The 13,871-nt window shown below is 55.2% G+C and carries 13 protein-coding genes; 6 read left to right on the forward strand and 7 right to left on the reverse strand.

The window, feature by feature from the left end:
• Positions 1-21: 21 nt before the first annotated feature.
• From glgP to Pla52o_RS16780, 7 genes are all read right to left on the reverse strand, one after another.
• Complete coding sequence (gene glgP, locus Pla52o_RS16750) at positions 22-2,664, reverse strand: alpha-glucan family phosphorylase (protein ID WP_146595782.1); 2,643 nt, start codon at positions 2,662-2,664, stop codon at positions 22-24.
• Positions 2,665-2,666: 2 nt separating this feature from the next.
• Positions 2,667-3,026 (reverse strand): SpoIIAA family protein, encoded by a 360-nt coding sequence (locus tag Pla52o_RS16755; protein ID WP_146595783.1) that lies wholly within the window; start codon positions 3,024-3,026, stop codon positions 2,667-2,669.
• Between the two features lie 4 nt (positions 3,027-3,030).
• Entirely contained in the window at positions 3,031-3,864 is an 834-nt protein-coding gene (gpmA, locus tag Pla52o_RS16760) for a 2,3-diphosphoglycerate-dependent phosphoglycerate mutase (RefSeq protein WP_146595784.1), read from the reverse strand.
• Complete coding sequence (locus tag Pla52o_RS16765) at positions 3,857-4,924, reverse strand: NAD(P)-dependent alcohol dehydrogenase (RefSeq protein ID WP_197169299.1); 1,068 nt, start codon at positions 4,922-4,924, stop codon at positions 3,857-3,859. Before Pla52o_RS16765 ends, gpmA begins: the two co-directional genes overlap by 8 nt.
• Positions 4,925-4,953: 29 nt before the next feature.
• On the reverse strand, positions 4,954-5,181 hold the full coding sequence (locus tag Pla52o_RS16770) for a hypothetical protein (RefSeq protein WP_146595785.1): 228 nt from the start codon (positions 5,179-5,181) through the stop codon (positions 4,954-4,956).
• Between the two features lie 272 nt (positions 5,182-5,453).
• On the reverse strand, positions 5,454-5,861 hold the full coding sequence (locus tag Pla52o_RS16775; RefSeq protein WP_146595786.1) for a hypothetical protein: 408 nt from the start codon (positions 5,859-5,861) through the stop codon (positions 5,454-5,456).
• Between the two features lie 181 nt (positions 5,862-6,042).
• Entirely contained in the window at positions 6,043-6,456 is a 414-nt protein-coding gene (locus Pla52o_RS16780; protein ID WP_146595787.1) for a hypothetical protein, read from the reverse strand.
• 139 nt (positions 6,457-6,595) lie between these two features.
• Here Pla52o_RS16780 and Pla52o_RS27480 point away from each other — a divergent pair, with 139 nt between their 5' ends.
• From Pla52o_RS27480 to Pla52o_RS16810, 6 genes are all read left to right on the forward strand, one after another.
• Positions 6,596-7,204, forward strand: a complete 609-nt coding sequence (locus tag Pla52o_RS27480) for a hypothetical protein (protein ID WP_146595788.1) — start codon at positions 6,596-6,598, stop codon at positions 7,202-7,204.
• Entirely contained in the window at positions 7,119-7,487 is a 369-nt protein-coding gene (locus Pla52o_RS27485) for a hypothetical protein (RefSeq protein ID WP_390620892.1), read from the forward strand. The genes Pla52o_RS27480 and Pla52o_RS27485 overlap by 86 nt, the downstream gene beginning before the upstream one ends.
• 219 nt (positions 7,488-7,706) lie before the next feature.
• Positions 7,707-9,314: a TolC family protein gene (locus tag Pla52o_RS16795; protein ID WP_146595790.1), complete on the forward strand. Its 1,608-nt coding sequence runs from the start codon at positions 7,707-7,709 to the stop codon at positions 9,312-9,314.
• 274 nt (positions 9,315-9,588) lie between these two features.
• Complete coding sequence (locus Pla52o_RS16800) at positions 9,589-10,698, forward strand: HlyD family secretion protein (RefSeq protein WP_146595791.1); 1,110 nt, start codon at positions 9,589-9,591, stop codon at positions 10,696-10,698.
• Entirely contained in the window at positions 10,677-12,716 is a 2,040-nt protein-coding gene (locus Pla52o_RS16805; RefSeq protein WP_197169301.1) for an ATP-binding cassette domain-containing protein, read from the forward strand. Before Pla52o_RS16800 ends, Pla52o_RS16805 begins: the two co-directional genes overlap by 22 nt.
• Complete coding sequence (locus Pla52o_RS16810; RefSeq protein ID WP_146595792.1) at positions 12,713-13,867, forward strand: ABC transporter permease; 1,155 nt, start codon at positions 12,713-12,715, stop codon at positions 13,865-13,867. The genes Pla52o_RS16805 and Pla52o_RS16810 overlap by 4 nt, the downstream gene beginning before the upstream one ends.
• Positions 13,868-13,871 lie beyond the last annotated feature (4 nt).

Genomic DNA, 13,871 nt, shown 5'->3' on the forward strand with positions numbered 1-13,871 from the left:
ACCTTGGATCGCCGGAAACACTCATCGTTGCCACCGAATCAGGTCGAGTTCCAACGGCACATTGACGCTTTCGTGTTTTGGCACGATTCGCGGCGTGAAGTCTGTGGTTGGGCGCGTTGCCGATACTGCGGCGCGATAGGTCGCCCAGTTTGCATTTGCCCCCTCCGGCATGCTGGTTCGTGTCATTTCTTGTCGAATGGTTGATTCGTCATTGACTGCATCAGCGAATAGTTCGACTCGAACAAAGCTCGGATCAAGCCCATCCAGATACACGTCGACTTCAAAGTCATGCTCCTCGTCGTTGGATACGGTTCTAAGATCGCCAAACTTCAACGAAGCCCACTTTTCACGAAGTGAGCGTTCCCAATGGACAATGTTCGTCCCCACGGTGCCGCCGAGCGCCGAACGATTACGATAGGCAGTCGCCGCAGGCAAATAGTGTTGCTCGGTGTATTCGCGGACCGTGCGAACGGCCGAAAATTGCGGAGTCAGTTGCGACATGCTGGCCCGCATTCGAGACAACCACTTAGCGGGAATGCCTTGCTCGTTGCGGTCGTAAAATTCCGGAATGACGTCGTTTTCAAGCACGTTGTAAAGTTGTTCGGCTTCGATGACGTCCCAAGCTGGGTCATCGCCGTGCTCCTGGCCGTCGCCGATCGCCCAGCCAACTTCCGGCGTATAAGCCTCGGCCCACCACCCGTCCCGTTCCGACAGATTGATCCCGCCGTTGACCAGCACCTTCATGCCGCTGGTTCCGCTCGCTTCCCAGGGACGGCGAGGTGTGTTAACCCAAACGTCCGAGCCTTGGACGAGATGCTCGGTGAGCGACATGTCGTAGTCGCTCAAGAAAATCACATGCTGTCGCGCGCCCGGATGTCGAATGAACTCAATCCATTGGCGAATCAGGTCTTGCCCGGCGTTGTCCGCTGGATGTGCCTTGCCAGCGATAATGAGTTGCACCGGACGCTCGGTGTTGGTCAACAAACGCAGCAACCGCTCCGGATCATGCAAAAGCAAATTCGGCCGTTTGTAAGTTGCGAATCGACGAGCAAAACCAAGCGTCAATGTGTTCGGATCAAACAGGTGCTTGGCCGCTTCGACTTCCTCCGGCGACGCCCCCGAACCCGCCAACTGACGCGACAGACGGTGGCGGGCGTAGTCGACCAGCGCGTGAGTTGAATCCACTCGAAATTGCCACAGTTGCTCATCCGAAACCTGGCAAATATCACACTCCAACGTTTCGCTCGTTCCAAGCCAACGATCCTTGCCACAGGAATGCGTCCACACCTCGTCCGCTGCCGCCGAATCCCAACTCGGCATGTGAACGCCGTTGGTCACGTGTCCCACCGGTACATCGTCCTCGGGCCAATTACGAAACAATGGCTCGAAGATTCGGCGGCTTACCTGGCCATGCAACCGACTCACACCATTGACACTGCCGCTTCCACGGATCGCCAAGTACGCCATGTTAAACGTCTCCGATGCGTCACCGGGGTTTTGCCGACCGAGTGCTAGCAGGTCTTCGACTGAAATACCGAGACTCGTTTGCGCATATGGCCCTAGGTACTGCTCGATTAAGTTCGGTGCAAAGCGATCGAAGCCGGCTGCCACGGCGGTGTGCGTCGTGAACAGATTTCCCGCCCGCGTCACTGCTAATGCCACCTCGAAAGGCTGGCCCGATGTTTCCATAAAGCAGCGGGCGCGTTCCAAAACAGCAAACGCCGCGTGTCCTTCGTTCAAGTGACACACGTCCGGAGCAATCCCAAGCTCCGTCAGCAACCGCCAGCCACCGATCCCCAAGATCATCTCTTGCTTCAGCCGCAACTCGGGTCCGCCACCATACAGCTCGCTCGTGATTCCTCGATGCTCTGGGAAGTTGGCGGCGTCGTTGCTATCGAGCAAGTACAACTTCACACGCCCCACCTGAACCTGCCAAGCACGCAACCAAACCGAGTAACCCGGCAGTTTGATTCTCAATCGCAACCACTCTCCATCCGCGTCGCGAAGGGGTCGGATCGGCAACTGACCAGGGTCGTTGTACGGATACAGCGCGTGTTGCTGTCCTTCGTTGTCGATCGCTTGCCGAAAGTAGCCTTGTTGATAGAGTAAGCCGAGTGCAACAACCGGCACGCCCAGATCGCTGGCCGCTTTCAACTGATCGCCCGCGACGTTTCCCAGACCTCCGGAATAGATCGGCAATGCGTCACTGAGCATGAACTCCATGCTGAAGTACGCCACCATTGGTAGTGGATGAGGTATCGAGTCCGTTTTAATTTGTAGTGGACGAGGCAACGAGTCTCGCACCGCAGGACTCGTAGTCGCATCCATGACGCCCGTTACGGACTTGTCACCATGGGTTTGCTGAAACCACGCTGGTTGTTCTGCCGCTTGCCGACGAGCCTTCACCAATTCAGCCACTTTGCTACGAAACTCGGTATCGTCCAAAACGTGCTCGATGCGCTTCCGCGACACTGTTTGCAGCACCACCCACGGATTGTGAGTGATCTCCCAAAGCTCAGCATCCAGTCGACGCCAAACCTCGTCGGTCGCGTGATTCCACGACGACCGCAAGTCCAGCGCCAACTCGGCCAGCGAATCAAAGCCGTCGATTTCAACGGGCAGGAGATCGTAGATCGGGTGCACGTGTCGCGGGTTCGTGGACATAGCTATTCTGCCAACCACTGGCGTGCTTGATCAATTTCGCTGACATCAAAATAACGAATCTTGGCTGTCGTGAACGGCTTGCAGAACACCGCCATGCCGCGTTCCCATTTCTTCTCCCCGACGATCGCTAGTCGTTCGATGTCATTAAAATGTTTAACGTCGAACTTGATGTCTTCCCACATCGCCCCGGCATCCCAGCCATGAAAATCGTGCATCGCAAACAAAATACGAATCTTGCCGCACTCTTCAATCTGACGTTCCACCGACGGCACGAACAATTCGTATGCTTCTTTGTCAAGCTTCCCAGAGATTTGAATCTCCAGATACTTTCCTAGCTGGACTTCACACAATTCGACCGACATGGCTTCACCTCTTTTTGGTTAATCGTTGTTGAAAACTGATCGAGGAACAGTGGCTACGCAGATGCGATGCCAAACTGAAAAAATCGCGAAAACGGCTCCGGGGAGAACATCCATGTGCGCACCTAGACATCGAATGTGCGAATGTGGGCAACTGCTGCAATCGGAGTTCATGATCGAAGCGGTAGACGACTGGCTCGCCAGTGGGCACCTCCAGTCCGACAACCTTCTCATCCGTAAGACCCTTGAGGTACTTGATGAGTGCTCGCAACGTATTGCCGTGGGCGACGATCAAGATTGAGTCAGCAGATGCGAACGCAGGCACGATCGTTTCGTGCCAGTACGGCAACGCTCGCTCGATGGTGTCCTTGAGACTTTCACCACACGGCAACTGCGCCGGATCGAGGCTAGCGTAGCGACGGTCGTTTCCCGGAAAACGTTTGTCGCCTTCAGACAAAGCGGGTGGACGAACATCGAAACTACGCCGCCACCGTTGCACCTGCTCTTCGCCGACCTTCTTTGCCACTTCGTGTTTGAATTGGCCTTGCAGTGATCCATAGTGCCGTTCGTTCAATCGCCAACTGCGATGAACGGGAATCCACATTTGATCCATCTCTTCGAGGGCCAACCAAACCGTTTTGATCGCTCGTTTAAGCACGGATGTGAACGCGATGTCGAATTGCAATCCATCGTGGAGCAATCTTCGCCCCGCTTCCACTGCTTCAACATGGCCGAGCTCAGACAATCCAACGTCGGTCCAGCCAGTGAAGCGGTTTTCCGCGTTCCAGGTGATCTGGCCATGTCGGAGTAGCACCAGCGTTTTGTTGGGCGGCTCAGTCATCGAACGTAATCAGTGGTTTGAGAACTCCGTCTTCTTTGGTTTCCATCATATGCAACGCTTTGTCGACTTCATCAAACGCGAATCGGTGTGTCGTCAACGGGGACGGATCGACTCGTCCACGTTCGATTAGCGCGAGCAAGCGTGACATGCGGACGTTTCCGCCTGGACAGAGTCCTGTGCGGATGACTTTGTCACTCATGCCGACTCCCCAATCAACGCGAGGAATCTCCACACTGTCGCCGTGTCCGAAGTAACCCGCGACGGAAATCGTCCCGCCAGGTCGAGTCGCTTTCACACACGCCTCGAATGTTGTCTGTCCGCCCAGGCACTCGATGGTCGAATCGACGCCGACGCCGCCTGTCAGCTTGCGAATCTCTTCGACTGGATCGCCTTGCGTGTAGTTGATCGTTTCGTCTGCGCCGAAATGACGAGACATTTCCAAACGTTTCGCCACGCCGTCCACACCGATGACCAGTCCAGCACCGAGCAACCTCGTCCCAACGGTTGCCATCAGTCCCACAGGCCCTTGGGCGAAGATCGCCACCGTTCCTCCCAGCGGAATATTCGCATGTTCGGCACCCATGAAGCCGGTCGACAACATGTCGCAAGCATAGACAGCGATGTCGTCAGAGACCGAGCGAGGGATCTGTGTCAAATTGGCGTTTGCATCGTTGACATGAAAGTACTCCGCAAAGTTGCCATCTTTTGTATTCGCATACTTCCATCCGCCGAGCATCGTTCCGCACTGCGACGTGTAGCCTCGCTGACAGTTCTCGCAATGGAAACATGGGGTGATCGCATTCACTGCGACGCGGTCACCTTCTTTAAAACCACGAACTTCCCTGCCAAGTTTCGCAACCACACCAACGGCTTCGTGACCTAGTGTCAAACCGTGCCGGTCTCCGATGGCTCCTTTGAGCGTATGGACGTCCGAGGTGCACACGAGTGCTCGAGTCGTTTTCACGATCGCGTCATTCGGGCCGGGTTCGGGAACCGGCTTGTCAACGAATTCGACTTTGCCAAGTCCTTGCATCACAAACGCCTTCATTGTTCCCGTCATCGTTCGTTTCCGTTGCGTTGGAGATTGTGCTAAACCCGTTGCTTGAACGTAAAAGGCAAACGTCGTACCGCACGCAACGACATCTTCAAAGCCGTATGTTTCAAACTCAAGACTTGTGCCCAGTCGCACAACTGCGCAGCGAGTTGCCCATCGGTGACCAATCGTTTCACGCTAGGCATCCTCACCGCAGCCCTCTTCGTGGGATCAGTTTCACTCTGCAGCACCCAATTCCCACCCACGACCTGCGGTTTTTCCATCCCCGGATTCCTCGGCTACAGAATCGCCATCGTGATGGGTGATGGAATCACGCGAGCGATCAAACGCAAGTCAAGTTGGGATGTGGATGAGTAGCAGCGGTATGAAAACGCTTGCGTTCGCTCTCGAGTATTGTTTACATCGATTGCGTCTCAACCACGCAACGCTGCCATCGTTGCAAATACGGCGACTCCTGCACCAATCATCGCCAGCACGATGAGTGTGAGGACGGTTCGCCATCCGATGGAAGTCGATACGTTACTCACAGTGCCCGTCACCAACCTCGCGTCACCAACCTCGCATGGAGAACGGAGAGCCCCATAAGCGGAATCGAGAGGATCGTACCGATTAACTCGATGACCAACAACAACGGCGGCATCGAATCGGGTGATTTAGGAAAGACGTTTGCCAAGTCCAGAACGTAGACAAGGAAATAGCAGAATCCAATCACCACGGATGCCCAGTAAACCGGCGTAGAACCGGGTCTGACCAAGAATGCCGCGACGATTCTGACGATGCCCAGTGTGGCCAGGAAGAGGTTGAAAGCCGCTAGAATTGCAGGGTTGATATGAGAGAAGTCTCGGGTTTCAATCGGTCCGCCGGGCACCAGACTCGCCAACAGTACAAACGACGCAAATAACAACAACGACAATGAGATTCGGCTAAGAAGTGGCTTGTCCATCGCTCTATTTTGGCAGCATCAGCTCCGCTCCTTCGGCGAGACCGACCTTTTCGATGTGTCCGGTGAGAAGCTTCCCTGTTGTTTCGTCTTTAAACAAACGACGCACGCGTGTGGATGTGCAGAATGAGTCAGATTCCCAACGGCATCCTTTGCATAGCCCCAGACGAGCGTGCCGGTGACCTTACATCGGTGCTGCCAATGCGGCCTTCAAGATCGCGACTTGCGCCATCGCCGTGTGATGATGCTTTTTGATACGCTCGTGGGCTTCTTGCTGACGTCGGTGAAGGTCCGATTGTTTGACGTGTTGATCGCATAGCGTCTGATCCAACTCGGTGTCGGAACCATTTTGAAGGCTGGTCGCCAAATTCTTTTCGTGATACTCGATGCTTCCTTCGAGCGACGCGACTGAATCCGCGTGCTGGTCCAGCGAGGCACCATGTTCATTGATTTGCCGGAGGGCTTCTTGAAGCTGCGCGACTGCGGTGGAGTGTTCTGCGCGCCAGTTTTCGATGTCGTCTTTCCAGCATTCCACGTCGCTGTGCCAATGTCGGTGGTCGGCGTGCGATTCGGCAGCCGTCTTCAAACTAATGGTCATTCTGTTAGCTCCTTGAGCGTGCATTAATCGGGTTTCTGATTTGTTTGATAACGCAAGGCGTGTACCAAACGGAATCGAATTCGCATTGCCACCTCGCTGACTCACTCGTTCCCTCACTCCAACCGTTTTGGTTCACGCGATGCCCATGCAACTCGACCACCTCCTCGAAGAGATTCATGCACTTGAACGATCCGTCGCGGACAAAGTTCAGCAAACGAAAAAGGAGCTGACTTATGAGATTGCCCACGGGCGGGCAGTTTTTGGCCAAGATGTGCGTCGGCGTCACAGGGCACTGGCCAAACGAGCTTGGCGGACCATTTGTGAGTCTTCGTTTTTGACGATCGCGACCGCGCCAGTCATCTATTCGCTACTGATCCCGATTTCGATACTGGACCTCTTTGTCAGCCTCTATCAATGGATTTGCTTTCCGGTTTACGAGGTCCCCCATGTTCCACGCAAAGAATACGTCGTCGTCGATAGGCAATCGTTGGCATATCTGAACGTGATCGAGAAGGTGAACTGTGTTTATTGCGGCTATTGCAATGGCGTATTGGCCTTTGCACGCGAGGTCGCTTCAAGGACCGAGCAGTACTGGTGCCCCATCAAGCACGCTCGACGAGCCAAAGGCTGCCACAGCCGCACGTGTTTGTTCTGCGAGTTTGGTGACGCAGAAGGCTACGCTGAAAACTTGCAGGAGCTGCGGAAACAGTTCCAGGACCTGGAGCCCCCCAGTAAGACTGCGACTTGAAATCGAAGGCAAGGGAGCGACGTATGATGGGATCGGAAGTGCATTGGCTCGAATCGTCGACGTGATTCTGCACGATCAAGGTTCGGTTTTGACGGTCTGTTCACGAATTCTGGGAATGGAAGGCTTGCCGGAAGTCACCATTTCCATCCCTCATCTACTCGGTGGCGACGGCGTGATTGCATCGGTGCCGCTTGATCTTGCGATTGATGAATCGGTGGCACTGAAGCAAAGTGCTGGCATCATTTCCAATGCGATCGACTCGCTAGGTCGCATCACGATCTAGGTGAACCGGAAACGTCGACCTTGCAGGTTCTCCCAAATATGACGGTTCGTGTCGTAGCGGTGATGCCGGTTGCTCCATGTTGCATCGACTGGCTGAAACCTTCCTAACGGGAGTGCCGATGAAAGTGATGATCGCGAACTGTCGTCGAAATCCGGTCCTGCCGTTTGTGGGGTCGTGCGACTTTTAACCATCAAACCGGCGTCATCCGAGGGCTCAAGAATGCATTCAAACTATCAAATTGCCCTCGCACTACTACTCGTGAGTGTCATTGGGTGCGCAGGAACTGATGCGCAGCGTTTGGCGAAGACATCAACGGTTAGTAATCCAGTTAGCAATTCAGTCGTCGCGATACCGCAGCAACACGATGACGGTTACGACAAAGAGCTTCCTTCGCCAGTCAGTCTGGCGAGCTTCGCGGACGCGGATGGAAAGGGCCCTACGGACGAGAAGGAGAAAGGCACTGAATCGGACGGCAAAATGGAGTTGAATGACGCTGACTCAGATGATGAACAGGAGCCGATGACGATAGTGCTTGACACGATTGAACCACCTTCATCGGGCAGCGAGTCCCTTCAAGAAGCTTGGGCGATGGCGGTCACTGTCGATCAAAAATTGCAATCCAAAGCGAACGTGACCGGTGCGGCCGTCTACGCTCATGAAGCGGCGAAGTCGGCGAGAAACCCCTCGCTCCGGACATTCAACTCTTACACGGCACTTGATAGAACGCCTGGGATTGGTGTCAGCATTCCCGGACTCTCTTCACTCGGTTTTAGTTCGCTACCCATTGGCGAAAAAGATTTCTTCTCGTCCGCGACACTCGCGTCGATTCCCCTGTACACGAGTGGCCGCATCAGCAGCACGATCAACGCGACTTGTGCCAATGTGTATGCGTCGCGATACGACCAACGCTCGGAAATGCACGACCTGAAGATGGAAGTGGCTCAGGCATACGTGAATGTGTTGAAGGCGGAGAAGTTGGTCGAGGTTGCGCGGATTAGCGTCAGCACGCTTGAAAAGCATCTTGTCGACGTCCAGGACTTGTTTGACGAGGGTGTGGTCGCCAACAGCGACGTGCTGGCCGTCAAGACAGTCCTTTCCGATGCTCGCGATAAATATCTGCAAGCGACCAACGGGCTAGACCTTGCGAGTGCGGCCTACAATCGGTTTGTCGGACGACCGCTGGATGCACCGTTAGCGCTTGCGGAACTGATGCATTCGCAACCGACGAGTTCGGAACTCGCAAATTCTGGCGTTCCAATGGAGGCGGGCCCCGACGAATTGGTCGCACTCGCTTCCGCACAACGATCAGAACTAAAGGCCGTTGCGCACAAATCCAACTCGCTCCGTCATCAAGCGAAACGGGAACTCGCAGTGCTCGGCCCTCAGGTTGGTGCTGCGGGCGGATTCAGTTTTCTGGAAAACGAAAACCTAACTCATGAAGGCTTTTGGTCTGCGTCTCTGTTGGCCGAATGGACAATCTTCGACGGTGGCGTTGCTCATAATAAAGCAGCCTCGCTCAGACAGCAGGCGTCCGCGCTCGCTCTACTGAAACGCGACTTGGAAAGCCGGATTGCTCTACAGGTTCGTCAGGCTTGGCTCAATTTGCAGAACGCGACGGATCGGATCGCCGTCGCTCAGACGTCGGTCGAACAGGCGGAGGAAAACCTCAAGGTCGCTTTGGACCGGTATCGCAAAGAGGTGGGCACGAACACCGAAGTGCTTGACGCTCAGACGCTGCTGGCTCAAAGTCGAAACAACTATTTCGCGGCCAATTATGACGCCGCTCTGGCACGCGTGATGCTCGATCGAGCGACCGGGAGTCTTTGATCGTAGCGGGGGCATTGGAGCTTTCGGTTGAGGATAACTTGTTTCGGCGTGCGAATACGCGCAGTGCTCACATGTAGGCACTTATAGCGACAACGTAGCCTAGGCTTCCAGCCTGGGACTCTCTTTTCCCCAGGCTGGAAGCCTAGGGAACGAACGGCACGCCTTGTGCATTGCGACGTACTGCGTTCGTCGTACCTCGAAAAGATCGCGGCAAGTCATGCGTGTGACTTCGTGAAGAGGCCGGCGACGGATTCCGAAATCAGGAAACGTCGAAATGGCGAAGTTCTTCAAACGTGTTGTCATACTCCTGCTACTGGTGGGCTGCACGGCTGGCGGTTACTACGCTTGGGATCGTTGGGGGCGAGTCGAACCGCTGGCTGATGGGCTGGTACAAGCCAATGGGCGGATCGAAGGCGATCACGTCACGGTCGCCAGCAAGTTTGCCGGCAAGATCAACGAGATACTGGTTCGTGAAGGCGAGAGCGTCGAAGCGGGGCAAGTCCTGGCGAGATTGAGCAGTGAGCAAGTCAAGGCGAAGCTGCGACAGGCTGAACAGGCAATCGAAGCGGCTCGCGCTCAGCACCGTGCTGCCCAATCAGGCCTTGAGTTGCTCAAGCAGGAAGTGCCTCTGATGATCGACACGGCTCAGGCGTCGTTGGAACACGCAAAAGCCGTGGTCGCGAAAGCGCAAGCGGCCGAGCAACAGTCGGCTCGCGACGCGTCGCGTTTTTCAGACCTTGCATCGCGTGGCACGATCGACAAGCGTAAGGGCGAAGAAGCTCAGCTCGCTTGGACGGTCGCAAAGAACGATGTGCGCGTCGCCGAGACCGCTCTAACCCGAGCGGAGAAACAACTCGCCGAAGCCAATTTAGGTAGTCGCCGCGTTCACGCCAAAGCACAGGAATTGGAAGCGCTGGCCGCGCAAGTCGCAGGTGCCGAAGCGGTGCGTGACGAAGCCCAAAGTGTGCTCGACGACTTGACCATCACCGCACCAGCCGCGGGCGTGATTACGACCCGAGTCGTTGACGCAGGAGAAATCGTTGCTGCGGGTTCGCCGCTGTTCGACCTGGTGAATCTCGATCGGTTGTACTTGAAGGTCTACGTGCCAGAAATCGAAATTGGCCACGTTCGGCTTGACCTGCCCGCTCGTATCCATACGGATGCGTTTCCCGACAATCCGTTTCCGGCAACCGTGCGCTACGTTTCCTCTCGCGCTGAGTTCACACCCAAGGAAGTGCAAACGACCGATGAGCGAGTGAAGCTCGTCTACGCCGTTAAATTGTACTTGGATGAGAATCCAGACCATCAACTGACGCCTGGTTTACCGGCCGATGCTGTGATGCGTTGGAAGGAGGAAACACCGTGGATGAAACCGCAATGGTAGAAACCAGCCGTGCTGCGACGGCCACGTCGATTGACACTCCGCCGTCCGCCACCGGGACATCGGAATCCGCAGATTCAAAACCGGTCGTCCAACTATCAGAGTTGCGAAAGAATTACGGCAGCACGATCGCCGTGGATGGCGTCGACCTGGAAATCCAGCGTGGCGAAATCTATGGGCTGATCGGTCCTGATGGAGCCGGCAAAAGCAGTCTGATGAAAGCGGTCGCGGGCGTGCTGACGTACGACAGTGGCACGCTCGATGTGTTTGGTGTCCGCGTCGATTCCGAGCGATCGGCCGAGACGATCAAGGATCGCATTGGATTGATGCCGCAGGGACTCGGTTTGAATCTTTACGCAGATTTGTCGATTGAAGAAAACGTTGACTTCTTCGGTCAAATACGACTGATCCCCAAGGATGTACTTCAGGAGCGAAAAAATCGCTTGCTGGGCATGACCCGATTGGACAAGTTTCGTGCCCGGCCGATGAAGAATCTGTCCGGCGGAATGAAGCAAAAACTGGGCTTGGTTTGCTGTCTGATCCACCATCCACAGCTCGTCATACTTGATGAGCCGACCACCGGTGTCGACCCCGTTTCTCGACGAGACTTTTGGAGCATTCTCGCTCAACTCCTGCGTGAAGAACAAATCACGGCGTTGGTTTCAACCGCATACATGGACGAGGCGACGCGATTCCATCACGCGGCGTTACTGTTTGACGGTAAGGTGCTTGCCCGCGGTGAGCCCGACGAAATCGCGGCGCTCGTGCCGGGCCGAATCGTGCAAGCGAAGGCGGAACCACAGGCGGAAGCGTTCGCGTTGCTGAAGGAGACGTTTCCACAATCGGAAGCCGTTGGACCCTGGCTGCGGGTCTTCGTCGATGACGCTGACAATGAACAAGCAACAACCGCCGTCACAACACGCCTTGAGAATTTTCAACCGCAGGAAATTCATGTCGCAGAACCTGACCTCGAAGATGTCTTCATTGCGTTGCTGCGACGGCGTGGTCTGACCGACGACGATCATCCTGCCTCCTTAGGCCGCAATGCGGACTCCGTCAACGATGGCGACGGACTCGCTATCGAGGCTAACGACTTGGTGCGATCCTTTGGCAGCTTCAAAGCGGTCGACGGAGTCAGTTTTCAGGTGAAGCCGGGCGAGATATTCGGACTTCTCGGTGCCAACGGAGCGGGCAAGACCACCGTCATCAAAATGCTGACAGGTCTGTTACCCCCAACTGCTGGAACCGGCCGCGTCGCGGGTGCAGACATGCGTCGCGCCGGCCAGGCGATCAAAGAACGTATTGGTTACATGTCGCAAGCGTTTTCGTTGTACCAAGACCTTACGGTGGTCGAAAACATTCGTCTGTACGCAGGTATCTATGGGCTATCGCGGCGGATGACGCGTGAACGGACTGATTGGATCATTGACATGGCAGGTCTGGCCGGCCGAGAAAATGAATTGTCAGGAAGTTTGCCGATGGGGTTACGGCAACGGTTGGCGATCGGATGTGCTCTCGTTCATCGTCCGCAGGTGTTATTTTTGGACGAACCAACGTCAGGGGTCGACCCGATCGGACGACGACGATTGTGGGACATCATTTTCGATCTATCTCGCAACGAAGGCGTGGCGGTTCTAGTTACCACGCATTACATGAGCGAATCCGAACACTGCGATCACATCGCGATGATGTACGCCGGGCGTGTTTTTGCCGACGCGTCACCAAGCGAGCTTAAAGCAAGCCTTCGTGAAGCATCGGGACAACTTCTAGAGGTTACGACCGACAACCCACTCACCGCATTGGATGTCTTGGAATCCGGTGGATTCGTCGGCGTATCCCTGTTCGGCAAACGCATTCACTTACTCGCTCCCGATCCGATCCAAGCGGAACAACAAGTCCGAGAGGCTCTCGGCAAGAAAGGCGTTGGAGTTCTTTCGGTAAGCGAACAGCCGTTGACGATGGAAGACGTGTTCGTGAACCGCGTATTGGCTCTCGAAAAAATAGATGAGGGCAAACAGTGAATATTCGTCGTGTTGCGGCCACCGCATCGAAAGAATGGCGAGAAATCGTACGTGATCGCTTGTTCCTGGCGTTGACATTTCTGGTACCAACCTCGTTGATGCTGGTCGTTGGCTACGGGTTGTCACTAGACGTGGAAGACATCCCACTAGCGATTGTCGATCGCGACGGCACAAATCTCAGTCGCGAGTACGCTCACCGATTCATTGATTCACGCTATTTCGATTTCAAAGGCTACGCACTGGATCGTCATTCATTGCCGCCGCTGCTGGAGGACAATAAAGTCCGTGCTGCGATCATCATTCCGGAGAATTTTCAAAAGGAACTTCTGGCCGGTCGTCCGGTCGTCGTGCAGACACTGATCGACGGTACGCTTCCGTTCCGTGCACAGACAACGAAGGGCTACGTCCTGGCAATGAACACCGCTTTTAGCAGCGAGATGCTGGCAATGTTTATTTCAAAAAAACGAGGCATCCCGCTTGGACAAGCTGCGAGATCACTCCGTCCGGTCAAGTTGGAGGCGAGGTACCTCTACAACCAAAGCATGAAAAGCGACTGGGCGCTCGCGCCGCGGTTAATCATGGTGATCCTGATGATGACTCCGCCGTTCTACACGGCACTTGGCATTGTTCGCGAGAAAGAGCGCGGCTCGATCTACAACATTTATTCGTCGACCGTCAGCCGGCTTGAGTTCCTGGTCGGGAAATTGATCCCCTACGTTGGGATTTCGTCGGCGAACGCTGTGATTCTTTGGCTAATCGCGACACAATTGTTTGGGGCACCGTTCAAAGGCAGCCTGCTGTTTTTCATCCCGGCGACACTGCTGTACATCATTTGCACGACTGGCCTGGGGCTGGTCGTCTCCGTCATGGTCCGAACTCAAGTGGCGGCGATGGTCGTGACGTTCATCGTCACCGTCATTCCTTCGATGCTGTACTCGGGTGTGATCGTGCCGATTTCGTCGCTGAGCGAAACGGCGCAGGTCACGGCCCACGCGTTGCCAGCGATGTATTACACCAACATCATCGTTGGAACCTTCATGAAAGGTGTCGGGCTACGAGAACTGTGGACTGATGTGCTCGTGCTCGCGATCTACGCGACCGTTCTCTTAACGCTTGGGTACCGAATGTTTCACAAGAGGCCCAACACATGAGGAC

Origin of the sequence: Novipirellula galeiformis, from assembly GCF_007860095.1 — a bacterium.
GTDB lineage: Bacteria > Planctomycetota > Planctomycetia > Pirellulales > Pirellulaceae > Novipirellula > Novipirellula galeiformis.